At 61.0% G+C, this 24,907-nt stretch carries 21 protein-coding genes; 17 read left to right on the plus strand and 4 right to left on the minus strand.

The window, feature by feature from the left end; translation table 11 throughout:
* Positions 1-48 precede the first annotated feature (48 nt).
* Genes ribF through ispH form a run of 5 tightly spaced genes read left to right on the plus strand, consistent with a single transcriptional unit; the run spans position 49 to position 5,765 of the window.
* Positions 49-987, plus strand: coding sequence for a bifunctional riboflavin kinase/FAD synthetase (ribF, locus tag V8N38_RS03050; RefSeq protein WP_033637054.1), 939 nt, complete (start codon positions 49-51; stop codon positions 985-987).
* 32 nt (positions 988-1,019) lie between these two features.
* Positions 1,020-3,836 carry an isoleucine--tRNA ligase gene (gene ileS / locus V8N38_RS03055; protein ID WP_147839722.1) on the plus strand — a complete coding sequence of 939 codons (2,817 nt, stop codon included), beginning with the start codon at positions 1,020-1,022 and terminating at the stop codon, positions 3,834-3,836.
* A 13-nt stretch (positions 3,837-3,849) separates the two neighbouring features.
* The gene (gene lspA / locus V8N38_RS03060; RefSeq protein WP_147839723.1) at positions 3,850-4,359 is read left to right on the plus strand and encodes a signal peptidase II; all 510 of its coding nucleotides are present in this window, start codon (positions 3,850-3,852) and stop codon (positions 4,357-4,359) included.
* 1 nt (position 4,360) lies between these two features.
* Entirely contained in the window at positions 4,361-4,831 is a 471-nt protein-coding gene (gene fkpB, locus V8N38_RS03065) for an FKBP-type peptidyl-prolyl cis-trans isomerase (RefSeq protein ID WP_033637057.1), read from the plus strand.
* On the plus strand, positions 4,812-5,765 hold the full coding sequence (gene ispH / locus V8N38_RS03070) for a 4-hydroxy-3-methylbut-2-enyl diphosphate reductase (RefSeq protein WP_038873368.1): 954 nt from the start codon (positions 4,812-4,814) through the stop codon (positions 5,763-5,765). The genes fkpB and ispH overlap by 20 nt, the downstream gene beginning before the upstream one ends.
* A gap of 274 nt (positions 5,766-6,039) precedes the next feature.
* On the opposite strand, the gene V8N38_RS03075 is transcribed toward ispH, so the two are convergent.
* Positions 6,040-6,966, minus strand: coding sequence for a LysR family transcriptional regulator (locus V8N38_RS03075; RefSeq protein ID WP_060422398.1), 927 nt, complete (start codon positions 6,964-6,966; stop codon positions 6,040-6,042).
* Positions 6,967-7,157: 191 nt separating this feature from the next.
* Here V8N38_RS03075 and pvcA point away from each other — a divergent pair, with 191 nt between their 5' ends.
* The 8 genes from pvcA to kefC all read left to right on the plus strand — a co-directional run bounded on the left by pvcA (position 7,158) and on the right by kefC (position 18,887).
* Positions 7,158-8,123, plus strand: coding sequence for an L-tyrosine isonitrile synthase (gene pvcA, locus V8N38_RS03080; protein ID WP_060422401.1), 966 nt, complete (start codon positions 7,158-7,160; stop codon positions 8,121-8,123).
* 96 nt (positions 8,124-8,219) lie between these two features.
* Positions 8,220-9,083 carry a TauD/TfdA dioxygenase family protein gene (locus V8N38_RS03085; RefSeq protein ID WP_049272798.1) on the plus strand — a complete coding sequence of 288 codons (864 nt, stop codon included), beginning with the start codon at positions 8,220-8,222 and terminating at the stop codon, positions 9,081-9,083.
* A gap of 24 nt (positions 9,084-9,107) precedes the next feature.
* On the plus strand, positions 9,108-10,367 hold the full coding sequence (locus tag V8N38_RS03090; RefSeq protein WP_147839764.1) for a glycosyltransferase: 1,260 nt from the start codon (positions 9,108-9,110) through the stop codon (positions 10,365-10,367).
* Positions 10,368-10,630: 263 nt separating this feature from the next.
* The gene (dapB, locus tag V8N38_RS03095; protein WP_060440790.1) at positions 10,631-11,452 is read left to right on the plus strand and encodes a 4-hydroxy-tetrahydrodipicolinate reductase; all 822 of its coding nucleotides are present in this window, start codon (positions 10,631-10,633) and stop codon (positions 11,450-11,452) included.
* A 470-nt stretch (positions 11,453-11,922) separates the two neighbouring features.
* Positions 11,923-13,071 carry a glutamine-hydrolyzing carbamoyl-phosphate synthase small subunit gene (carA, locus tag V8N38_RS03100; RefSeq protein ID WP_048232622.1) on the plus strand — a complete coding sequence of 383 codons (1,149 nt, stop codon included), beginning with the start codon at positions 11,923-11,925 and terminating at the stop codon, positions 13,069-13,071.
* 16 nt (positions 13,072-13,087) lie between these two features.
* Positions 13,088-16,312, plus strand: a complete 3,225-nt coding sequence (gene carB / locus V8N38_RS03105) for a carbamoyl-phosphate synthase large subunit (RefSeq protein WP_038873387.1) — start codon at positions 13,088-13,090, stop codon at positions 16,310-16,312.
* A gap of 171 nt (positions 16,313-16,483) precedes the next feature.
* A complete protein-coding gene (gene kefF, locus V8N38_RS03110; RefSeq protein ID WP_038873389.1) occupies positions 16,484-17,041 on the plus strand; it encodes a glutathione-regulated potassium-efflux system oxidoreductase KefF in 558 nt (185 codons plus the stop codon).
* The gene (kefC, locus tag V8N38_RS03115) at positions 17,034-18,887 is read left to right on the plus strand and encodes a glutathione-regulated potassium-efflux system protein KefC (RefSeq protein WP_038873391.1); all 1,854 of its coding nucleotides are present in this window, start codon (positions 17,034-17,036) and stop codon (positions 18,885-18,887) included. The genes kefF and kefC overlap by 8 nt, the downstream gene beginning before the upstream one ends.
* A gap of 35 nt (positions 18,888-18,922) precedes the next feature.
* On the opposite strand, the gene V8N38_RS03120 is transcribed toward kefC, so the two are convergent.
* The gene (locus V8N38_RS03120; protein WP_015376619.1) at positions 18,923-19,537 is read right to left on the minus strand and encodes a LysE family translocator; all 615 of its coding nucleotides are present in this window, start codon (positions 19,535-19,537) and stop codon (positions 18,923-18,925) included.
* 127 nt (positions 19,538-19,664) lie between these two features.
* Between V8N38_RS03120 and V8N38_RS03125 the strand changes: the two genes are divergently transcribed.
* From V8N38_RS03125 to V8N38_RS03140, 4 genes are all read left to right on the plus strand, one after another.
* Positions 19,665-20,465, plus strand: coding sequence for a threonine/serine ThrE exporter family protein (locus V8N38_RS03125; RefSeq protein WP_060426347.1), 801 nt, complete (start codon positions 19,665-19,667; stop codon positions 20,463-20,465).
* Positions 20,462-20,926: a threonine/serine exporter gene (locus V8N38_RS03130; RefSeq protein WP_033637072.1), complete on the plus strand. Its 465-nt coding sequence runs from the start codon at positions 20,462-20,464 to the stop codon at positions 20,924-20,926. The genes V8N38_RS03125 and V8N38_RS03130 overlap by 4 nt, the downstream gene beginning before the upstream one ends.
* A gap of 143 nt (positions 20,927-21,069) precedes the next feature.
* Positions 21,070-21,552, plus strand: coding sequence for a type 3 dihydrofolate reductase (gene folA, locus V8N38_RS03135; RefSeq protein ID WP_038873402.1), 483 nt, complete (start codon positions 21,070-21,072; stop codon positions 21,550-21,552).
* 180 nt (positions 21,553-21,732) lie between these two features.
* On the plus strand, positions 21,733-23,622 hold the full coding sequence (locus V8N38_RS03140) for a PhoX family protein (RefSeq protein ID WP_147839724.1): 1,890 nt from the start codon (positions 21,733-21,735) through the stop codon (positions 23,620-23,622).
* Positions 23,623-23,665: 43 nt separating this feature from the next.
* Here V8N38_RS03140 and apaH read toward each other — a convergent pair whose 3' ends face one another.
* Both apaH and apaG read right to left on the minus strand, forming a co-directional pair.
* Positions 23,666-24,517 carry a bis(5'-nucleosyl)-tetraphosphatase (symmetrical) ApaH gene (gene apaH, locus V8N38_RS03145; protein WP_063991429.1) on the minus strand — a complete coding sequence of 284 codons (852 nt, stop codon included), beginning with the start codon at positions 24,515-24,517 and terminating at the stop codon, positions 23,666-23,668.
* Positions 24,518-24,519: 2 nt separating this feature from the next.
* Positions 24,520-24,897 (minus strand): Co2+/Mg2+ efflux protein ApaG, encoded by a 378-nt coding sequence (apaG, locus tag V8N38_RS03150; RefSeq protein ID WP_016929119.1) that lies wholly within the window; start codon positions 24,895-24,897, stop codon positions 24,520-24,522.
* Positions 24,898-24,907: the final 10 nt, after the last annotated feature.

A 24,907-nucleotide genomic window follows, 5' to 3' on the forward strand; every position in this document is an offset into this window, starting at 1 on the left:
CGGCTGTACAAGGTATAATCCGCCGATTTCCACTGTTTTGAGCCAGCTATGGAGCTAATTCGCGGCATTCACAATATCCGGGCGCGCCACCATGGTTGCGTGCTCACCATCGGCAACTTTGACGGCGTGCATCGCGGTCATCAGGCGCTGCTGGAGCAGTTGAAGCAACAAGGGCAACGCCTCGGGCTGCCGGTGATGGTCATGATCTTTGAGCCGCAGCCGCTGGAGATGTTCGCCGCAGACAAAGCGCCGGCCCGTTTGACGCGCCTGCGCGACAAGGCCAACTACCTGGCGCAGGCGGGCGTCGACTACCTGCTGTGCGTCAAGTTCGATCCGCGTTTTGCCGCCAACACCGCGCAGGCGTTCGTCGCCGAGCTGCTGGTGGAAAAACTGGGCGTCAAATTCCTGATGGTGGGGGATGATTTTCGCTTTGGCGCCGGGCGTCAGGGCGATTTTCCGCTATTGCAGCAGGCCGGAAAAGAGTACGGCTTCGAGGTGGTCAGCACCCCGACCTTCCGCGAAGGCGAGCGGCGCATCAGCAGCACCGCGATCCGCACCGCGCTGAGCGAGGACGATCTGCCGCTGGCGGAGACCCTGCTGGGCCACCCGTACAGCATTTCCGGGCGCGTGGTGCACGGCGACGAGCTGGGCCGCACCATCGGCTTCCCGACCGCCAACCTGCCGCTCAAGCGCCTGGTGGCGCCGGTGAAAGGGGTGTATGCGGTAGAAGTGTACGGCCTGGGGCCGCAGCCGCTGCCGGGCGTGGCCAATATCGGTACGCGCCCGACCGTCGCCGGCGTGCGCCAGCAGCTGGAAGTGCATCTGCTGGATGTCACAATGGATCTTTACGGGCGCCATATTGAGGTGGTGCTCCGCGCAAAATTGCGCAATGAACAACGGTTTGCTTCGCTCGATGCCCTGAAGCAGCAAATCGCCAATGATGTGGTGACGGCCCGGAAGTTCTTCGGGCTACAGACACCGGTTTAATCTCTATAGCCGAAAACGGAACCGAGAATCTAATGAGTGACTACAAGAATACCCTGAACTTGCCGGAAACAGGGTTCCCGATGCGCGGCGATCTCGCCAAGCGCGAACCTGGCATGCTGCAACGTTGGTATGAACAGGATCTGTACGGGATTATTCGTACTGCCAAAAAGGGCAAAAAAACCTTCATTTTGCATGACGGCCCTCCGTATGCGAACGGCAGCATTCACATTGGTCACTCGGTTAACAAGATTCTCAAAGACATTATCATCAAGTCGAAAGGGATGGCCGGCTTCGACTCGCCTTATGTGCCGGGTTGGGACTGCCACGGCCTGCCTATCGAACTGAAGGTTGAACAGCTGTACGGCAAACCGGGCGAGAAGCTGACGGCGGCCGAATTCCGTCAGAAGTGCCGCGAGTACGCGGCCGAGCAGGTTGAAGGCCAGAAGAAGGACTTCATTCGCCTGGGCGTGCTGGGCGACTGGGATCGCCCATACCTGACCATGGACTTCAAAACCGAAGCCAACATCATCCGCGCGCTGGGCAAGATCATCAGCAACGGCCACCTGCTGAAAGGCGCCAAGCCGGTTCACTGGTGCACCGACTGCGGATCGTCGCTGGCGGAAGCGGAAGTGGAGTACTACGACAAGACTTCGCCGTCGATCGACGTGAGCTTCCATGCGGCCGACGCGGCTGCCGTGGCGGCCAAGTTCGGCGTGAGCCACTTCAACGGGACTATCTCCCTGGTTATCTGGACCACCACCCCGTGGACCCTGCCGGCCAACCGCGCGATCTCGCTGCACCCGGACTTCACCTATCAACTGGTGCAGGTTGACGGCCAGTGCCTGATCCTGGCGGCCGAGCTGGTGGAAAGCGTGATGAAACGCGCCGGCATCACCGAGTGGACGGTGCTGGGCAGCTGCAAAGGCGCCGATCTGGAGCTGCTGCGCTTCAATCACCCGTTCATGGGCTTCGACGTGCCGGCGATCCTCGGCGAGCACGTGACGCTGGACGCCGGTACCGGTGCGGTGCACACCGCAGGCGGTCATGGCCCGGATGACTTCGTCATCAGCCAAAAATACGGTCTGGAGATCGCCAACCCGGTAGGGCCGAACGGCTGCTACCTGACCGGCACTCACCCGCTGCTGGACGGCAAGTTCGTCTTCAAGGCCAACGATCTGATCGTCGACCTGCTGCGTGAGAAAGGCGCGCTGCTGCACGTCGAGAAGTTCCTGCACAGCTACCCGTGCTGCTGGCGCCACAAGACGCCGATCATCTTCCGCGCCACGCCGCAATGGTTCGTCAGCATGGATCAGAAAGGCCTGCGTCAGCAGTCGCTGGAAGAGATCAAAGGCGTGCAGTGGATCCCGGATTGGGGCCAGGCGCGCATCGAAATGATGGTGGCCAACCGCCCGGACTGGTGCATCTCGCGTCAGCGCACCTGGGGCGTGCCGATGTCGCTGTTCGTGCACAAAGAAACCGAGCAGCTGCACCCGCGCACCGTTGAGCTGATGGAAGAAGTGGCCAAGCGCGTCGAGCAAGACGGCATTCAGGCCTGGTGGGATCTGGACGCGGCCGATATCCTCGGCGCGGAAGCTGCCGACTACGTGAAAGTGCCGGATACACTGGACGTGTGGTTCGACTCCGGTTCCACCCACGCTTCGGTGGTCGACGTGCGCCCTGAGTTCCAGGGCCACAGCGCCGACATGTATCTGGAAGGCTCCGACCAACACCGCGGCTGGTTCATGTCATCGCTGATGATCTCCACCGCGATGAAAGGCAAGGCGCCTTATAAAGAAGTGCTGACCCACGGCTTCACCGTCGACGGCCAGGGCCGCAAGATGTCCAAGTCGATCGGTAACACCGTCAGCCCGCAGGACGTGATGAACAAGCTGGGCGGCGACATTCTGCGTCTGTGGGTGGCATCGACCGATTACACCGGCGAAATCGCGGTCTCCGACGAGATCCTCAAGCGCTCCGCCGATTCTTACCGCCGCATCCGCAACACCGCGCGCTTCCTGCTGGCCAACCTGAACGGGTTCGAGCCGAGCACCGATTGCGTGGCGCCGGAAGACATGGTGGTGCTGGATCGCTGGGCGGTCGGCCGTGCGCTGGCGGCACAGCAGGATATCGAGCAGGCTTACGCCAACTATGATTTCCACGAAGTGGTGCAGCGTCTGATGCAGTTCTGTTCGGTCGAGATGGGCTCCTTCTATCTGGATATCATCAAGGATCGTCAGTACACCGCGAAGAGCGACAGCGTCGCCCGTCGCAGCTGCCAGACCGCGCTGTATCACATCGTGGAAGCGCTGGTGCGCTGGATGGCGCCGATCATGTCGTTCACTGCGGACGAGATCTGGGGCTTCATGCCGGGCAAGCGTGCGCAGTACGTGTTCACCGAAGAGTGGTACGACGGCCTGTTCGGGCTGGCGGAAGGCGAGCCGATGAACGACGCTTTCTGGGCCGAGCTGCTGAAAGTGCGCGGCGAAGTGAACAAGGTGCTGGAGCAGGCGCGTGCCGACAAACGCCTCGGCGGTTCGCTGGAAGCGGCGGTAACGCTGTATGCCGACAGCGAGCTGGCGGCGCGCCTGAACAGCCTGCAGGATGAGCTGCGCTTCGTGCTGCTGACCTCTGCGGCAAGCGTTGCGCCATTGGCGGATGCGCCGGCCGACGCGCAGGCTTCCGAGCTGCTGAAAGGGCTGAAGATCGCCTTCAGCACGGCACCGGGTGAGAAGTGCCCGCGCTGCTGGCATTACACCACCGATATCGGCCTGGTGGCGGAACACGCAGACATCTGCGGCCGCTGTGTGAGCAACGTCGCCGGTGACGGCGAGAAGCGTAACTTTGCCTGAGAACTCGCGCCTGATGAGTAAATCAATTTGTTCGACCGGCCTGCGTTGGCTGTGGGTTGTGGTGGCGGTGCTGGCGCTGGATTTTGGCAGCAAGCAGTGGATCCTCGCTAACTTTACGCTGGGCCAGTCCCAGCCGTTGATCCCGTCGTTCAACCTGTTTTACGCGCGCAACTACGGCGCTGCGTTCAGCTTCCTGGCCGACCATGGCGGCTGGCAGCGCTGGTTCTTCGCCGCCATCGCCATCGCCATCGTTGCGGTGCTGCTGGTGATGATGTACCGCAGCACCGCGCAGCAGAAGCTGAACAACATCGCCTACGCCTTTATTATCGGCGGGGCGTTGGGCAATCTGTTCGATCGCCTGTGGCACGGTTTCGTGGTCGATTTCATCGACTTCTACGTCGGTGACTGGCACTACCCGACCTTCAATCTGGCGGACAGCTTCATCTGCGTGGGCGCGGCGATGATCGTGCTGGAAGGTTTCCTGTCGCCGGCGAACAAAGACGCAAAGAGTAAAGGTGAGTAATATGACGGCTCAGGTTATCAGTGACAGCGCGGTGCTGGTTCACTTTACGCTGAAACTGGAAGACGGTTCGACCGCCGAATCCACCCGCAGCAGCGGCAAGCCGGCGCTGTTCCGCCTGGGTGACGGCAGCCTGTCGGCACCGCTGGAAGCGCAGCTGCTTGGCCTGCGCGCGGGCGACAAATGCGCCTTTACCCTGCAGCCGGAAGCGGCGTTCGGCGCGGAGAACCCGGATCTGGTCCAGTTCTTCTCGCGCCGCGACTTCGCGGAAACCGGCGTGCCGGACGTGGGCACCATCATGCTGTTTACCGCCATCGACGGCAGTGAAATGCCGGGCGTGGTGCGCGCGGTGGCGGAAGATTCGATCACCGTCGATTTCAACCATCCGCTGGCGGGCCATCCGGTGACCTTCGATATCGAAGTGCTGGAGATCGATCCGCAGCAGGAGGAGATGCATGCAAATATTGCTGGCTAACCCGCGCGGCTTCTGCGCCGGGGTTGATCGTGCGATCAGCATCGTGGAACGCGCGCTGGAACTGTATGGCGCACCGATCTACGTGCGGCATGAAGTGGTGCACAACCGCTACGTGGTCGACAGCCTGCGTGAGCGCGGCGCGGTGTTTATCGAAGAGATCGCGGAAGTGCCGGACGGCTCTATCCTGATCTTCTCGGCGCACGGCGTTTCTCAGGCGGTGCGCGCCGAAGCCAAGGCGCGCGATCTGACCATGCTGTTCGACGCCACTTGCCCGCTGGTGACCAAGGTGCATATGGAAGTGGCGCGCGCCAGCCGCCGCGGCACCGAAGCGATTCTGATTGGCCACGCCGGGCACCCGGAAGTGGAAGGCACCATGGGCCAGTACAGCAACCCGCAGGGCGGCATGTACCTGGTCGAGTCGCCGGAAGACGTGTGGAAGCTGCAGGTGAAAGATGAAAGCAACCTGTGCTTCATGACGCAGACCACGCTGTCGGTAGATGATACCTCGGACGTGATCGACGCCCTGCGCCAGCGTTTCCCGAGCATTATCGGCCCGCGCAAGGATGACATTTGCTACGCCACCACCAACCGTCAGGAGGCGGTGCGTAACCTGGCCGGCGATGCGGACGTGGTGCTGGTGGTGGGGTCAAAAAACTCCTCCAACTCCAACCGACTGGCGGAACTGGCGCAGCGCGTCGGCAAACCGGCTTATCTTATCGATTCGGCGGCGGATATTCAGGAGAGCTGGCTGAGCGGGGCGCGCCATATCGGCGTTACCGCCGGAGCCTCAGCGCCGGACGTGCTGGTGCAGGAGGTGATCTCTCGCCTGAAAGCGCTGGGCGGTATGGACGTGCATGAAATCAGCGGGCGTGAAGAGAACATCGTGTTCGAAGTGCCGAAAGAGCTGCGCGTGGACGTTCGTCAGATAGACTGACAGGCGCCGGCGGATGACAACGGGGAGCTCAGGCTTCCCGTTTTTTTTGGGCATTCGCATGGCATTGAAAATAAAACGCTGCGCATATTCAAATTTTCTGCTAACTAAAGTCAAATTTATTCTGAGTATTTGAAATAGCGTCGGTGTCATTAATTATATAAGCTGACGAAAAGTCATTAATCAAGGTATCATTAGTCTGCAATCTAAATAAGGCCTGGCGTTGGCAAGGTGATTACAATAATTACAATAATGGGTGTTGCAGATGTTTCTTATTTTATTCCTGCCGAATATGTTCTAAGGCGTTTAATCCTTTCTCCTTTAAATAGAGCTTCATATGCTCCAGCAATCGTCGGACTTTTAATGGCTGAATCTCCCGACGCGGCATAATGGCATAGCAATTTATTTCCGGTAATCGCCAGTCGGGCAATATTTCAATCAGCTCGCCGCTGAGCAACTCACGCTCAACGTTGGCGAAGAAATTGCGAATGATACCCTTGCCGGTCAGCGCCAACTCCTTCATCGCCATACCGCTGTTGGTGAACAAGCGCCCGGTCATGCGCATGCGGTGTTCACCGCCGTCGCGATGGATCAGACGAACAAATTGCGGGTTTCCGAGCGGTGTAAAGGTCACCCAGTGGTGATGCGTCAGCGCCTGCGGCGAATCCGGCACGCCGTGGTGCGCCAGGTAGGCCGGCGAGGCGCACAGCACTTCGCGGCAGCGCGCCAGCCGGGTGGAAACGTAGCTGGAGTCGGCCAGCACGCCGCCGCGTATCGCCAGATCGATGCGTTGCGTGATGAGGTCTATCTTCTCATCGTGGATTTCCAGCCGCAGCGTGAGCCGCGGGTGCTCGTCGAGGAAGCTCTGCAGCGCCGGCACCAGATAGTGGGTGGCGAATTCGGTCGAGGTGGCGACGCGTAGTTCACCCACCAGTTCGCCACGCAGCGCGGCGATCCGTTGTTGGCCGCGTTCGGCGGCGTGGATCATCAGCAGGCAATCTTCATAAAAGCACAATCCGGCTTCGGTCAGACTCAATGAACGCGTCGACCGCAACAGTAATTGAATGCCCAGATGTTCCTCCAACTGGCGAATATGTTGGCTGACGGCCGAGGTCGTCATGCCCAATTCTTTTGCCGCCATGCTGAATGCGCCGCAATCGACCACTTTTGAGAAAATGGCCATGCGTTTTAAAATATTGCTCATAGTTTGTTAAGCACAACTTAACCAAGATTGTGAATTATACGGGCTAATAATATAGCACCATCTCTTCTATATTGCCTGAAGCATATAAACGCCGGGCTAATTATTATCTCGCAGAGGTTTTTTCTCTTTTTGATAAATCTTATTGCGCTTTTCAATAATACACCCGCGCCGCATCGCAACAGGAGCACATTGTGGACAGCGTTCAGAAAGATGAAATAGCGTTAAAAATCCTACGTGAATTATTGCAATACCGCCGCCGTTTCCCCGGTGGCGACACCTCAATTGCCGAAGAAGAACAACGGGTCACTCAGGTGCAATTGCCACGCATTCGGGCATTCATTGAAAACGAGCAGCGCATCGAATTCGTGCTGCCGGCCTTTCCGACCAAGTCGCCCAACACCAACAAGGTGATCGGCGCGGTGCCGGACATGGCGGAGCGGCTGTCGCTGATCTTCCTCAACTCGCTGTGCCAGCGTATTCAACTCTATTACCCGCCGGGTGCGCATATCGTTATCTGCTCCGACGGCCACGTGTTCGGCGATCTGATCCGCGTCAGCGACGAAGCGATCAACCACTATCAGCGCGAGATTGAAGGCCTGCTGCATGAAGTGGGTGCGACGCACCTGAGCGTGTTCAACCTCGGCGACGTCAAAGGCCTGGCGGAGCATACCGACGATTACGATCTGCTGCGCCGGCTGTTGGTGGACGGCTACGCCGAGTCGGAAGAGGCGATCAAGCAACAGCTGATGCAGGACGAACAGGGCCTCTTGCTGTACCGCGCCATCACGCGTTTCCTGTATGAAGACAGCCAGCTGCCGGGCTACAGCGGTTCCAACGCCGCGCTGCAGAAGGACGCCAAGCAGCGCGCCTGCGGCGTGATCCAACGCAGCTGGGCCTGGGGCAACCTGCTGGCGCAACATTTCCCGGCTGCGATCCGCCTGTCGATTCACCCGCAGCCGGTCGACAGCCTGAAAATGGGCATCCACATGATGCCGACCAAAGACGACTGGCTGACGCCGTGGCACGGCGTGGCGGCGAACGTGAACGGCCAGTTCGTGCTGATGAAGCGTAAAGACGCGCAGAGCCTGGACGGCGAACTGGTGGAGATCCGCGGCACGCCGAGCCATTACCTGATCGAGCAGCCACAGATGGCCTGAGGCCGCCGCAGGCTTTTGCGCCCGAAATCCTGGCGGGCGCGTTTTTGACGGCACGTTGCCGTGTGAGCAGCACATTCGATGCAAGGAGAATCACCGATGAACAACCAACCGCTTAATTGCCATATCCAACCGAATACCCCGTTCGGCGCGATCCTGACGCCGCAGCATCCGGGGCAAAAGATCGGCGAGCTGCCGGTGGCGGCGCTGCGAGCGCTGGCGCAGGAACACCACTTGCTGGTGCTGCGCGGATTCGACTCCGGTTTCAGCGAGGCGGAAGTCCTGACTCGCTATGCCGAACAGTGGGGCGAAATCATGATGTGGCCGTTCGGTGCGGTGCTGGACGTGAAGGAACATCCGGACGCCAAGGATCATATCTTCGACAGCAGCTACGTCCCGCTGCATTGGGATGGCATGTATAAACCGACCATCCCCGAGTTCCAGCTGTTCCACTGCGTAGCGGCACCTTCTCAGGACGAAGGCGGATGCACCACCTTCGTCGATACCACGCGGCTGCTGGCCAATGCGGACGAAGCGCTGCTGGATCAGTGGCTGTCGGTCTCGATCACCTACCGCATCAAGCAGGTGGTGCATTACGGTGGTGAGGTCTGTTCGCCGCTGGTGGTGCAGCACCCGAACGGCAGGGGGTTAATCATGCGCTACAATGAACCGCCGACGGAGGGGAAAAAATTCCTCAACCAGCATGCGCTGGAATATCACGGCGTGCCGGAACAGCAGCAGGAACAGTTCCATCACACGTTGCAGCAGCACCTGTACGATCCGCGTCACTATTATGCCCACCAATGGCAACAGGGTGACGTGGTGGTGGCGGACAACTTCTCGCTGCTGCACGGCCGTGAGGGCTTTACCGCCCGTTCCGCGCGTCATTTGCAGCGCGTGCATATTCAGAGCAACCCGGTGTGCGCCAATCTGGCGCTGAAGCCGGCCAACGCAGAAGCGTAAAGGAGCATTATGGCAAGGATACTGATGGCGGCGGTCGCCACTCCGGGGCACGTTTACCCGATGTTAGCCATCGCTCGCCACCTGATTGCCCAAGGGCATCAGGTGCGGGTGATGACCGGCGCGCTGTTTCGCGAACGCGCCGAGGCGGCGGGCGCGAACTTCGTGCCGTTCGACGCGCAGGTAGATTTCGACTATCGCCACCTGGAAGAGCACTTTCCGGCGCGCGCCGCGCTGCCGCCGGGCAATGCGCAGATGGCGCTGGCGCTGAAGGATTTCTTCGCCGCACCGATCCCGCTGCTGGATCGACAGCTGCGGGCGGCCATCGCCGCCGAAAAGACCGATCTGCTGATGGTGGAGAACTGCTTCTACGGCGTGCTGCCGCTGCTGCAGTCCGCCGAGCGGCCGCCGGTCTTCGGTATCGGCGTTACGCCGCTGTCGTATTCTTCGCGCGATGCTATTTTTTATGGCCCGCGTATCCCGCCGGCGCTGCTGCCACAGGCGTTGACCCGTGAGCAGCTGGTGGATGAAGAAACGCGCGTGCTGCTTGATGAAGTACAGCAGAGCTTCGATACCGCGCTGGTGCAGGCGGGCGGGCGGGCGCTGGATCGCCCATTCACCGACGCGCTGATCGGCGGCTGCGAGCGTTTCCTGCAGCTGGCTACCACGGCGCTGGAATATGAGCGTGACGATCTGCCGAGCGGCGTGCGCTTCGTCGGCCCGCTGCGCAGCGGCGGCCAGCCGGCGGCGGAAGAGACGCTGTGGGAGAAGGACGATGATCGGCCGCTGGTGATCGTGTCTCAGGGCACGCTGGCCAATGTCGATTTGCATCAGCTGATCGTACCGACGCTGCAAACGCTGGCGCATCTGCCGGTGCGCGTGCTGGCCACGACCGGCGGACGGGCGACGGAAGGGCTGATGGAGGCACTGCCGGGCAATGCCAGAGTGCGGGAGTTTATCTCCTTCGAACGCTGGCTGCCGGAGACGGCGCTGCTGATCACCAACGGCGGTTACGGCTCGATCAACTATGCGCTGGACAGCGGCGTGCCGCTGATCGTCGCCGGCACCGGCGAGGACAAGCTGGAGGCGGCCGCGCGCGTGGTGGCCGCCGGCTGCGGCATCAGCCTGCACACCAGCACGCCGACCGCCGAACAGATCCTGGCGGCGGCGACGCGCATTCTGCAACAGCCGATCTATCGGCAACGCGCGGCGCTGGTGCGTGAGGACTATGCCCGCCACGACGCGCTGACGGCGATCGCCAACGAAGTGGCCGCCATTACCGCCTGACCTCGCCGTTCTTCCTTCCTCTGGCGCCGTTTTCGGCGCCTTTTTTCTGCATTTTTTTGCCATGGAAACTGCATGATTATGTACAATCGTCGCAGGCCGCCAAATCGGTTGAATGTTAATCTCACGACAGCGCCGCTGATGAGAACGGAGGAATATCATAATTTTCTAATTATGAAATGAATCCTCTGGCGACGCTGAAGCGGGGCGGTTACCCTGAATCGATAGCCTAATGGGATAGGCGTCAAATCAAGAAGAGAGCAAGCATGAGTGATTCACAAATCCGCATTGCGATTGCGGGCGCCGGCGGCCGGATGGGCCGTCAATTGATCCAGGCGGTGCAGCAGGCGGAAGGCGTGGTGTTGGGGGCGGCGCTGTCGCGCCCGGGTTCCAGCCTGGTCGGCGTCGACGCCGGCGAACTGGCGGGCATCGGCGCGCTGGGCGTCAAGGTGAGCGACAGTCTGGAGAAGGTGGTGAACGAGTTCGATATTTTGATCGACTTCACCCGCCCGGAAAGCACCCGGGGTTACCTGGATTTTTGCGTGGCGCACCACAAGGCGATGGTGATTGGCACTACCGGCTTCGATGACGCCGGCAAACAGGCGATCCGCGATGCGGCGCAGCATATCGGCATCGTGTTCGCCGCCAACTTCAGCGTCGGCGTCAACCTGGTGTTGAAACTGCTGGAGAAGGCCGCGCAGGTGATGGGCGACTATACCGATATCGAAATCGTTGAGGCGCACCACCGCCACAAAGTGGATGCGCCGTCGGGCACGGCGCTGGCCATGGGCGAAGCGATCGCCGGCGCGCTGGGGCGCGACCTGAAAAGCTGCGCGGTCTATGCGCGCGAAGGCCATACCGGCGAACGCGATCCGAAAAGCATCGGCTTTGCCACCATTCGCGCCGGCGATATCGTCGGCGAGCACACCGCGATGTTCGCCGACATCGGTGAACGGGTGGAAATTACCCATAAGGCCTCCAGCCGGATGACTTTTGCCAGCGGCGCGGTGCGTGCGGCTGCCTGGTTGCATAACCGGGATAAAGGTCTGTTTGATATGCGTGATGTGCTGAATCTGGACCAATTATAATTAATTTGCATACCATCGTGATGTGGTTGTATTGATCATAATGCTATGATAATCGGACAATAATTTTATTGTCCTTTTTTTTAACATGAAAAAAGAAGCGTTGGTGTGTTTTTATTTCATTGATTGTTATTTATTGATGTTTACCTTGCTAATCATCCCGTTTTTATCCACCAGATCTTATTTCAGCGTCTTTTGGAGCCCATTCTGGCACCATTTTTCGTCATTCAGCCTCGCAACCGTTTTCCAGCCCCGGTTTTCTGTGTTTTTATCGCCGCTCAAGCCGCATGAGCGGTGAGAACTGCAAAAATAAAACAAAAAACGGCAGTTTGGGTAGACAAGCCTGGCACTCATCATTAAAATGCGCCCAATTTGCCAAAAATTGGCCTCGCGGACGGTTTTTGCATTGATTTAGATCGCGATATCTGAATTAATATGCAAATATTGTGATTGATTATTCCTCGGAGGATGTTTTGATAAAGTCAGCGCTATTGGTTCTGGAAGACGGAACCCAATTCCACGGTCGGGCCATCGGGGCAGAGGGAACGGCAGTGGGGGAAGTGGTCTTCAATACGTCGATGACCGGTTATCAAGAAATCCTCACTGATCCTTCCTATTCCCGCCAGATCGTTACTCTTACTTATCCTCATATCGGCAATGTCGGCACCAATGCTTCCGACGAAGAATCCTCCGCAGTACACGCCCAAGGCCTCGTCATTCGTGACCTCCCGCTGATCGCCAGCAACTACCGCAACGAAGAAAGCCTGTCCGACTACCTCAAGCGTCACAACATCGTGGCAATCGCCGATATCGATACCCGTAAATTAACCCGCCTGCTGCGCGAGAAGGGCGCCCAGAACGGCTGCATCATCGCCGCCGACTCGCCGGACGCCGCGCTGGCCCTGGCCAAGGCGCAAGGTTTCCCGGGGTTGAAAGGCATGGATCTGGCGAAAGAGGTCACCACCCAAGAAGCCTACAGCTGGCAGCAAGGCAGCTGGACGCTTGAAGGCGACCTGCCTGAAGCCAAAACCGCCGCGGAACTGCCGTTCCACGTGGTGGCTTACGACTACGGCGCCAAGCGCAACATCCTGCGCATGCTGGTGGATCGCGGCTGCCGCCTGACCGTGGTGCCGGCGCAGACCCCGGCCGACGAGGTGCTGAAAATGAATCCGGACGGCATCTTCCTGTCCAACGGCCCGGGCGATCCGGAGCCGTGCGACTACGCCATCGCCGCCATCAAACAGTTCCTGGAAACCGACATTCCGGTGTTCGGCATCTGCCTGGGCCACCAGCTGCTGGCGCTGGCCAGCGGGGCGAAAACCATGAAGATGAAGCTCGGCCACCACGGCGGCAACCACCCGGTGAAGGATCTGGATAACAACACCGTGATGATCACCGCGCAGAACCACGGCTTCGCCGTCGATGAAAACAACCTGCCGGCGAACCTGCGCGTCACGCACAAATCGCTGTTCGACCACACGGTGCAGGGCATTCACCGCACCGACAAAGCGGCGTTCAGCTTCCAGGGTCACCCGGAAGCCAGCCCAGGCCCGCACGATGCCGCGCCGCTGTTCGATCACTTCATCGAACTGATTGAGACTTACCGTTCTAACGCCAAATAATCAGGAGCAGTAAAAAATGCCAAAACGTACAGACATAAAAAGCATCCTGATCCTCGGCGCTGGCCCGATCGTTATCGGCCAGGCGTGTGAGTTCGACTACTCGGGTGCCCAGGCGTGTAAAGCGCTGCGCGAAGAGGGTTACCGCGTCATTCTGGTCAACTCCAACCCGGCGACCATCATGACCGACCCGGAAATGGCCGATGCGACCTATATCGAGCCGATCCACTGGGAAGTGGTGCGCAAGATCATCGAAAAAGAGCGCCCGGATGCGGTGCTGCCGACCATGGGCGGCCAGACGGCGCTGAACTGCGCGCTGGAGCTGGAGCGTCAGGGCGTGCTGGCCGAGTTCGGCGTTACCATGATCGGCGCGACCGCCGATGCGATCGACAAGGCCGAAGACCGTCGCCGTTTCGACGTGGCGATGAAGAAAATCGGTCTGGACACCGCGCGTTCCGGCATTGCGCACACCATGGAAGAAGCGCTGGCGGTAGCCGCTGACGTCGGCTTCCCGTGCATCATCCGCCCTTCCTTTACCATGGGTGGCACCGGCGGCGGCATCGCCTACAACCGCGAAGAGTTCGAAGAGATCTGCGAACGCGGTCTGGACCTGTCGCCGACCAACGAGCTGCTGATCGATGAATCGCTGATCGGTTGGAAAGAATACGAGATGGAGGTGGTGCGTGATAAGAACGACAACTGCATCATCGTCTGCTCCATCGAAAACTTCGACGCCATGGGCATCCACACCGGCGACTCTATCACCGTCGCACCGGCCCAGACCCTGACCGACAAGGAATACCAAATCATGCGCAACGCCTCGATGGCGGTGCTGCGTGAGATCGGCGTCGAAACCGGTGGCTCCAACGTGCAGTTCTCGGTCAACCCGAAAACCGGCCGCCTGATCGTTATCGAAATGAACCCGCGCGTGTCGCGCTCTTCGGCGCTGGCGTCGAAAGCCACCGGCTTCCCTATCGCCAAGATCGCCGCCAAGCTGGCGGTGGGCTACACCCTCGATGAGCTGATGAACGACATCACCGGCGGCCGCACCCCGGCATCGTTCGAACCGTCCATCGACTACGTCGTGACCAAGATCCCGCGCTTCAACTTCGAGAAGTTCGCCGGCGCCAACGATCGCCTGACCACCCAGATGAAGTCGGTCGGCGAAGTGATGGCCATCGGCCGCACCCAGCAGGAGTCGCTGCAAAAAGCGCTGCGCGGCCTGGAAGTGGGCGCTACCGGCTTCGACCCGAAAGTAAGCCTGGACGATCCGGAAGCGCTGACCAAGATCCGCCGCGAGCTGAAAGACGCCGGCTCTGACCGCATCTGGTACATCGCCGACGCCTTCCGCGCCGGTCTGTCGGTTGACGGCGTCTTCAACCTGACCAACGTCGACCGCTGGTTCCTGGTGCAGATTGAAGAGCTGGTGCGCCTGGAAGAGCAGGTGGCCGAAGCGGGCATCAACGGCCTGAACAAAGCGTTCCTGCGCACCCTGAAACGCAAGGGCTTCGCCGATGCGCGTCTGGCCAAGCTGGCCGGCGTCGCCGAGAGCGAAATTCGCAAGCTGCGCCACAGCCACGGCCTGCATCCGGTGTACAAGCGCGTGGATACCTGCGCGGCGGAATTCGCCACCGACACCGCCTACATGTACTCCACCTATGAAGAAGAGTGCGAGTCCAACCCGACCAACGACCGGCCGAAAGTGATGGTGCTGGGCGGCGGGCCGAACCGTATCGGCCAGGGCATCGAGTTCGACTACTGCTGCGTGCACGCCTCGCTGGCGCTGCGCGAAGACGGATACGAGACCATCATGGTCAACTGTAACCCGGAAACCGTCTCCACCGACTACGACACCTCCGACCGCCTGTACTTCGAGCCGGTGACGTTGGAAGACGTGCTGGAAATCGTGCGCATCGAGAAGCCGAAGGGCGTGATCGTGCAGTACGGCGGCCAGACCCCGCTGAAGCTGGCGCGCGAGCTGGAAGCCGCGGGCGTGCCGATCATCGGCACCAGCCCGGACGCCATCGACCGCGCCGAAGACCGCGAGCGCTTCCAGCAGGCGGTTAACCGTCTGGGCCTGAAGCAGCCGGCCAACGCCACCGTCACCGCCATCGAGCAGGCGGTGGAGAAGGCGGCGGGCATCGGCTATCCGCTGGTGGTGCGCCCTTCCTACGTGCTGGGCGGCCGGGCGATGGAAATCGTCTATGACGAAACCGACTTGCGCCGCTACTTCCAGACCGCGGTCAGCGTGTCCAACGATGCGCCGGTGCTGCTGGACCGCTTCCTGGACGACGCGGTGGAAGTGGACGTCGACGCCATCTGCGACGGCGAGCGCGTGCTGATTGGCGGCATCATGGAGCACATCGAGCAGGCGGGCGTGCACTCCGGTGACTCCGCGTGTTCGCTGCCGGCATACACCCTGAGCCAGGAAATTCAGGACGTGATGCGTCGCCAGGTGGAAAAGCTGGCGTTCGAGCTGCAGGTACGCGGCCTGATGAACGTGCAGTTCGCGGTGAAAGACAACGAAGTCTACCTGATTGAAGTGAACCCGCGCGCCGCGCGTACCGTGCCGTTCGTGTCCAAAGCGACCGGCGTGCCGCTGGCCAAAGTGGCCGCGCGCGTGATGGCGGGCAAAACGCTGGTTGAGCAGGGCGTGACCGAAGAAATTATCCCGCCGTACTACTCGGTGAAAGAAGTGGTGCTGCCGTTCAACAAATTCCCGGGCGTCGACCCGATTCTGGGGCCGGAAATGCGCTCTACCGGGGAAGTGATGGGCGTGGGCCGCACCTTCGCGGAAGCCTTCTCCAAAGCGATGCTGGGCAGTAACTCGGGCATGAAAAAGCAGGGCCGCGCGCTGCTGTCGGTGCGTGAAGGCGACAAGGCTCGCGTGGTCGATTTGGCCGCCAGCCTGCTGAAGCAGGGCTTCGAGCTGGACGCCACTCACGGCACCGCGGTGGTGCTGGGCGAAGCGGGCATCAACCCGCGCCTGGTCAACAAGGTGCACGAAGGGCGTCCGCACATTCAGGACCGTATCAAGAACGGCGAGTACACCTACATTGTCAACACCACGGCCGGCCGTCAGGCGATTGAAGACTCCAAGCTGATTCGCCGCAGCGCCCTGCAGTACAAGGTGCACTACGACACCACGCTGAACGGCGGCTTCGCCACCGCGATGGCGCTGAAAGCGGATCCGACCGAACAGGTCACGTCGGTGCAGGAAATGCACGCGCGCATCGGCAAATAACCGCGCGATAACGCTACGCCAGGGGCGCTGCAGATGCAGCGCCCTTTTTTATTCAGCGAATTTGTCGGCTGGCGTTAAAAATTTCCGCTATCAATCAGTGGGCAAACTGTCACCCTGTGTGATTGGTATATGCTTGGTGTATTGGCAAGGAACGAAGGAACGACGATAACAATGATTCTGATAATTTATGCTCACCCGTATCCCCGGCATTCGCATGCCAACCAGCGCCTGCTGCAGGCGGTGAGGGATCTCCCCGAGGTAGAGGTGCGCTCGCTGTATGAGCTGTACCCCGATTTCAATATCGACATCAACGCCGAGCAGCGGGCGCTGGAGCGCGCCGACCTGGTGGTGCTGCAGCATCCGATGCAGTGGTACAGCTTCCCGCCGCTGTTGAAGCTGTGGATCGACAAAGTGCTGGAGCACGGCTGGGCCTACGGCCACGACGGCAACGCGCTGGTGGGTAAAGACTGCCTGTGGGCGGTGACCAGCGGCGGCGACGAGCACCACTTCGAGCTGGGCGACTTTCCCAACTTCGCCGCGCTGGCGCAGCCGCTGCAGGCCACGGCGATTTACTGCGGCATGAACTGGCAGCCTTATTTCGCCCTGCATAACACCTTTACCTGCAACGAACCGGCGCTGCTCGCCGCCGGCGAAGCCTATCGGCAGCGGTTGGTGGACTACCTGATGGAACATGCCGAAGCGGAAACACGGGAGGCCAGCCATGGATAACCACCACATGATGATCGAGGGGCTGATCTACCTCGGCTCCGCCGCGCTGTTTGTGCCGATCGCGGTGCGACTGGGGCTGGGCTCGGTGCTCGGCTACCTGATTGCCGGCTGCATCATTGGCCCCTGGGGGCTGAAGCTAGTGTCGGATGCCGAGTCGATCCTGACCTTCGCCGAGATCGGCGTGGTGCTGATGCTGTTTATCATCGGCCTGGAGCTGGATCCCAAGCGGCTGTGGACGCTGCGCGCCTCGGTGTTCGGCGGCGGCAGCATTCAGATGGTGGGCTGCGGCCTGGCGCTGAGCGCCTTCTGTTACTTCCTGGGCCTCAACTGGAAGGTGGCGCTGTTGATTGGCCTGACGCTGGCGCTCTCATCCACCGCCATCGCCATGCAGGCGATGAGCGAACGCAACCTGACGCCGTCGCCGATCGGCCGCAGCGCATTTGCGGTGCTGCTGTTCCAGGATATTGCGGCGATCCCGCTGGTGGCGATGATCCCGCTGCTGGCCAGCAGCGGCGCCACCACCACGCTGGGCGCTTTCGTGCTGTCGGCGGCCAAGGTGGTGGGCGCGTTGACGATAGTGGTACTGCTCGGCCGCTACGTCACCCGCCCGCTGCTGCACTTCGTCGCCCGTTCGGGCATGCGCGAGGTGTTCAGCGCCGTGGCGCTGTTCCTGGTGTTCGGTTTCGGCATCCTGCTGGAGATGGCCGGGCTGTCGATGGCGATGGGGGCGTTCCTCGCCGGGGTGCTGCTGGCGAGCTCGGAATACCGCCACGCGCTGGAGAGCGATATTCAGCCGTTCAAGGGGCTGCTGCTGGGGCTGTTCTTTATCGGCGTCGGCATGTCGATCGACTTCGGCACGCTGTTCCATCACCCGCTGCTGATCGCCTCGCTGCTGCTGGGCTTTATGCTGATCAAGGCGGCGCTGCTGTGGCTGATTGGGCCGCTGCTCGGCGTGCCGAAGCGCCAGCGCGGCCTGTTCGCCATTCTGCTGGGGCAGGGCAGTGAATTCGCCTTCGTGATCTTCAGCGCCGCGCAGCTGGCCGGCGTCCTGCCGGTCGAATGGGCCAAGTCGCTGACGCTGGCGGTGGCGCTGTCGATGGCGGCCACGCCGCTGCTGCTGGTGATCGCCGCGCAGCTGGAGAAAAATGCGCCGAAAGAGGAGCGCCCGGCTGACGTTATCGACGACGAGAATGCCAGCGTGATCATCGCCGGCTTCGGCCGTTTCGGTCAGATCGCCGGCCGTTTGCTGTTGGCCAACGGCGTACACACCGTGGTACTGGATCACGATCCGGACCATATCGAGACGCTGCGCAAATTCGACACCAAGGTGTTCTACGGCGACGCCACGCGCGCCGATTTGCTGGAGGCCGCCGGCGCCGCCCACGCCAAGGTGCTGATCAACGCCATCGACGACGTGGAAGACAGCCTGGCGTTAACCGAGCTGGCCAGGCAGCACTTCCCGCATCTGAAGGTGGTGGCGCGAGCGCGCGACGTCGATCACTGGTATCAGCTGCGGCAGCTGGGGGTGGAAAAACCGGAGCGCGAAACCTTTGAAAGCTCACTGCGCATCGGCCGTGAAACGCTTGAGCTGCTGGGGCTGGACGCCTATGAGGCGCGCGAGAAGGCGGATACGTTCCGCCGCTATAACCTGAAGATGCTGGAAGACACGCTGGAGAATTATCAGGACACCGAGTTCCGCATCGCCAGCCTGCAGCGGGCCAAGGAGATGCTCAGCGCGGCCATCGAGCAGGATCAGAATCGGCTGGCGCGGGTGCAGCAGACCGGCTGGCGCGGCAGTATCGACGGCAAGGCGCCGGAGGATGAAGTGGTGGAAGCTAAAGGATAAGAGTAGGGGCGCCAGATCGGCGCCCCTTTTTTTGCTTAGCTCAGTGCGACCTTGATGCCCAAGGCGATCAGCATACCGCCCAGCAGCTTGTCGACGATCTTCTGGGTCTTTTCCAACCCGCGGCGCACCGGCCCGCTCTGGATCAGGAACACCAGCAGCGGCCACCAGATGACCGACAGGCCGAGAATAATCCCCGCGTACCACAGCTTGTCGCCCAGGCCGGAATCGATCTGCAGCACCTGGGTGAATACCGCCAGGAAGAACAGGGTGGCTTTCGGGTTCAGCAGGTTGCACAGGTAGCCTTGCGCAAAGGCGCTCTTCAGGCTGACCTGCTGCTGCGGCAGATTGCTGACGTTCATCTTACCGCCGCCGCGCGACAGCAGCGCCTGGATGCCGATCCACACCAGATACACCGCCCCGGCGTATTTCAGCAGGTTGAACAACCACGGCGTGGTGGTGATCACCACCGCCAGCCCGGCGACGCAGTAGGACATGTGGGTAGCGACGCCGCAGATCACGCCAAAGGCGGTCATCATGGCGGCCAGCCGCGGATAGCGGGCGGCGTTTTTGATCACCAGGAAAAAATCCGGGCCGGGGGAGAGCATGCCGAGGGCGGCAATGCCGGCGACGAACAGCGAAGTTTCAAGCATGGGAGCGTCTCGCGCAAAAGACAGAGTTCTGGCGATAATAACGCCGCTTCCTCTGATGCGCATCAACCCAATGAGGTATTGTTAGGCTCTATGATAATTATTCATCTACCGCCAGCGACGGAGCCCTATGCAGCAGACTAACGCCACAGACATGCCGGAACCGCACCGGCAACAGCGTGAAATAACCCGCCTGTGCATTCAATGCGCGCTGCTGCTGTTGCAGCACGGCGCTGAGAGCACGGTGGTGGAACAGCTGTCGACCCGCCTGGGGCTGGCGCTGGGGATGGACAGCGTGGAAAGCTCGATCTCCGCCAATGCGGTGGTGTTGACCACCCTCAGCCACGGCGCCTGTCTGACCACCACCCGCAAGAACGTCGATCGCGGCATCAATATGCAGGTGGTGACCGAAGTGCAGCATATCGTGATCCTCGCCGAGCACCACCTGGCGGATGCGCACGACGTGGCGCGCCGTTTTGACCGGATCCGGCCGTTGCGCTACCCGCGCTGGCTGGTGGTGCTGATGGTGGGGTTGTCCTGCGGGTGCTTCAGCATGCTCAACGGTGGCGGCGCTGACGCCTTCCTGGTGACCTTTATCGCCAGCGGCACGGCGATGCTGGTGCGCCAAATTCTCACCGCCCGCCATATGAATCCGCTGATCAATTTTTGCCTGACGGCGTTTGTCGCGACGTCGATCTCCGGGCTGCTGCTGCGCCTGCCGGCGTTTAAGGACACCTCGAGCGTGGCGATGGCCGCCAGCGTGCTGTTGCTGGTGCCGGGCTTCCCGCTGATCAACGCGGTGGCCGATATGTTCAAGGGGCACGTCAATACCGGGCTGGCGCGCTGGGCGATGGCCAGCCTGCTGACGCTGGCGACCTGCATCGGGGTGGTGATGGCGATGTCGCTGTGGGATCTGCGGGGGTGGTCATGAGTCTGCTGTGGGCCTTGTTGCAGGAGATGTTGTTGGCGGCGGTGCCGGCGCTGGGCTTCGCCATGGTGTTCAACGTGCCGCTGCGCGCGCTGCGTTATTGCGCGTTGCTTGGGGCCATCGGGCGTGGTTCGCGCATGCTGATGATGCACGGCGGCATGAACATCGAGTGGGCCTCGCTGCTGGCGGCGATCCTGATCGGTATCATCGGTATCTACTGGTCGCGCTGGCTGCTGGCGCACCCGAAGGTGTTCACCGTGGCGGCGGTGATCCCGATGTTCCCCGGCATTTCCGCCTATACCGCGATGATAACTGTGGTAGAGATCTCACATTTGGGCTACAGCGAAGCCTTGATGGAGACCATGATCACCAACTTCCTCAAGGCCAGTTTCATCGTCGGCGCGTTGTCGATCGGCCTGTCGCTGCCGGGCCTGTGGCTGTACCGCAAACGCCCCGGCGTGTGAAATTTCCCGGCGGGAGATCGTTGGTTATTAGATATGCTGATAAGAGCTATCTTATATATTCATCTTGCTTGATTAGCCTATCGACGGCACTCAGGCCTTTACGTATAGTGTCACCAATTTTGCTGCCTACACAGGGTTAAACAATGATTATCAGCCTGATCGCTGCCTTGGCGGCGGATCGCGTTATTGGCATGGAAAACGCCATGCCGTGGCACCTGCCGGCGGACCTTGCGTGGTTTAAACGCAACACGTTGAATAAGCCGGTTATTATGGGCCGCAAGACCTTCGAGTCCATCGGCCGCCCGCTGCCGGGCCGCCACAATATCGTTTTGAGCAGCCGTCCGGGTAGCGAAGCCGGGGTGACCTGGGTGACCTCGATGGATGAAGCGCTGGCCGCCGCCGGCGACGTGGAAGAAGTGATGGTGATCGGCGGTGGGCGCATCTATACCCAGCTGCTGCCGCGTGCCGATCGCCTGTACCTGACGCACATCGACGCCGAGGTCGGCGGCGATACCCACTTCCCGGATTACGAGCCGGACGAGTGGGAAACCACGTTCAGCGAGTTCCACGACGCTGACGATCTGAACTCGCACAGCTACTGCTTCGAGATCCTGCAGCGCCGCTGATTTCAGCGCGTTAGCCAACTCTCCCCGGGGGCGCAAGCAATTGCGCCCCCGGCCTTTTTGCGCCAGTCGTCCGTAACCTTTCCGTCACATTACCTGATTAGTATGAAGCCCAACTCCGAGCGCCCCGGCAACTCTGGTGAATCTTGACCGCGGCGCCATAACTAAAAAGGTAACCACGCTATGACCAAGCAAATTGAGCAATTAGACGCCGACCGCCTGATCGATCCCACTCGCCGCAAACTGCTGCTCGGCAGCGCCGGCGCCGTCGGCCTGGCCGGCTTTCTCGGCGGCGGCATCTGGTCGGTCTCCGCCGAGGCGTTGGCCGAGGATCTGCCGCCGAACAAACTGCTGGGCTTTCAGGGCATCGCCGCCTCTACCGCCGACGAGGTGACCATCGCACCGGGCTACCGTGCGGAGGTGCTGATCTCCTGGGGGGAGCCGCTGGTGGATGGCGCACCGGCCTTCGATCCGCAGGGCAACAACAGCGCCGCCGATCAGGAAAAACAGTTCGGCGACAATAACGACGGCATGAGTTTCTTCCCGATCGACGATCGCCACGGCGTGATGGCCATCAATAACGAATACGTCAACGAGCAATACCTGTTCGCCCACGGCGGCACCAAGGCCACCAGCCTGGAAGAGGTGCGTAAATCCCAGGCGGCGCACGGTGTTTCCATCGTAGCGGTAAAGCGCGTCGGCGACGGCCAGCGTTGGGAAGTGGAGCGCCCGTCGCGCTATAACCGCCGCATCACCGCCAACACCGACATGCAGTTCAGCGGCCCGGCCGCCGGGCATCCGCTGCTGCAGACCGCCGCCGATCCGAGCGGACGCAAGGTGCTGGGCACCTTCGGCAACTGCGCCAACGGCAAGACGCCGTGGGGCACTTACCTGACCTGCGAAGAAAACTTCGATACCTACTTCGGCACCCGTCAGGCCGATTACCCAACCACGCCGGAACAGAAGCGCTATACGCTGAAGGTCAGCGAGCCGGAGCGTAACTGGCCGGACTATGACGAGCGCTTCGACGTGGCGAAGAACCCCAACGAATTCAACCGCCACGGCTGGATCGTGGAGATCGATCCGCTGAATCCGACTTCGACGCCCATCAAGCACACCGCGCTGGGCCGCTTCAAGCATGAAAATGCGGCGGTGACCGTGGCCAAAGATGGCCGCCTGGTGGTGTACATGGGGGACGACGAGCGCGGCGAACATATCTATAAGTACGTTTCCAAAGGCGTGGTCGACGCCGCCAATCCGGCCAACAATCGCACGCTGCTGGATGAGGGAACGCTGTACGTGGCGCAGTTCGACGGTGACGACGCCGGCACGCCGCTGAAGGGCAAAGGGCGCTGGATTGCGCTCGAGTTCGGCAAGAATGGCCTGACGCCGGAGAACGGCTTCCGCGATGAGGCCGAAGTGCTGATCTTCGCCCGCAAGGCGGCACAGCAGGTCGGCGCCACCAAGATGGATCGCCCGGAGTGGATCGCGGTGAACCCGCATGACGGCCGCGCTTATTGCACGCTGACCAACAACAGTAAGCGCGGTGAGGAAGGGATGCCGCTGAACGCCGCCAACCCGCGGCCGAACAATATCTATGGCCAGATCATTCGCTGGGACGAAGGCGGTGACGCCACCGCCGGCACCTTTGCCTGGGACATGTATGCGCTGTGTGGCAACCCGATTGCCCACCCGGAAGGCATCAACCGCGGCACGCCGAACATCACGGCGGACAACACGTTCAACAGCCCGGACGGGCTGGGCTTCGATCGCGCCGGCCGCCTGTGGATCCTCACCGACGGCAAGTACAGCAACAAGGGGGATTACGTCGGGCAGGGCAACAACCAGATGCTGGTGGGCGATCCGGTCAGCGGCGAAATTCGCCGTTTCATGGTGGGGCCGAAGTCCTGCGAACTGACCGGCATCACCTTCACTCCGGACTACAAGACGATGTTCGTCAACGTGCAGCATCCGGGAGAAGAGGGCGATTCGCACTTCCCGAACAACAGCCCGCGCCCGCGTTCATCGGTATTGATGATCACGCGTGAAGATGGCGGGGTGATTGGGGCGTAAGCGGTAAAGAGAAACAAGGCGGCCTGGAGCCGCCTTTATGTTTTCAGGACGCGGCCAGTCTGCCGGCGTGGTCAGGCGCTTCGCCACGGTTGGCGGGCTGTGTGAAGTAACGGCGGTCTTCCCAGCGCAGCATCGTCAGATCGCCGCCCCAGCAGCAGCCGGTGTCCAGCCCGATCACGCCTTCCGGCGTGCCCTTGCCTTCCAGCGAGGCCCAGTGACCGAAGACGATGGTGTATTCCGGATCCACCAGGCGCGGCAGCTCGAACCACGGCTTCAGCGGCGCCGGCGCGGTGCCCGGCGCATCTTTGCAGATCATGTCGAGCTGGCCGTTGGGGAAGCAGTAGCGCATGCGTGTGAACGCATTGGTGCTGAAACGCAGGCGCGCCAGGCCGCTCAGTTCCGGCGCCCAGTTGTTCGGCATGTCGCCGTACATGGCGTCGAGAAACAGCGGGTAGCTGTCGCTGCTCAATACCGCTTCCACTTCGCGCGCGCACATTTTCGCGGTGTCGATATCCCACTGTGGGGTGATGCCGGCGTGCGCCATCACCAGCTTTTGCTCATCGTCCACCTGCAGCACCGGTTGGCGGCGCAGCCAGTTGATCAGCTCGTCGGCGTCCGGCGCTTCCAGCAGCGGGGTGATGCGATCTTTGGGTTTGTTGCGGCTGATGCCGGCGTAGACCGCCAGCAGGTGCAGATCGTGGTTGCCCAGCACCATGCGCACCGCCGGGCCGAGCGAGCGCACGAAGCGCAGCACGTCCAGCGAGGCGGGGCCGCGCGCCACCAGATCGCCGGTCAGCCACAGCCGATCGCGCTCGGGATCGAAAGCAGCCTGAGCCAGCAGCGACTTCAGTTCATCGTAACAGCCGTGAACGTCGCCGATAAGGTATGTCGACATAATTAATGGATCAGCGTTGGAATGGCTAAGCGAAACACGGGAATAGCGGTGCGGAACGGTTGACCCTGATGGTCCACCATTTCGTAATGGCCTTCCATGGTGCCCAGCGGCGTTTCCAGAATGGCGCCGCTGGTGTACTGAAACTCTCCGCCGGGCGGAATGACAGGCTGTTCGCCGATCACGCCTTCGCCCTGAACTTCGGTTTGGCGGCCGTTGCTGTTGGTGATCAGCCAGTAACGGCCCAGCAGTTGCACGTCGGTCCGCCCCAGATTGCGGATAGTGATGGTATAGGCGAAGACGTAACGCTCTTCTTCAGGGATCGACTGTGATTCCACATAGATGCTCTGAACCTGAATACACACGCGGGGCGAATCAATCATGACAACAACT

Source organism: Serratia nevei (assembly GCF_037948395.1).
GTDB classification, from domain to species: Bacteria; Pseudomonadota; Gammaproteobacteria; order Enterobacterales; family Enterobacteriaceae; genus Serratia; species Serratia nevei.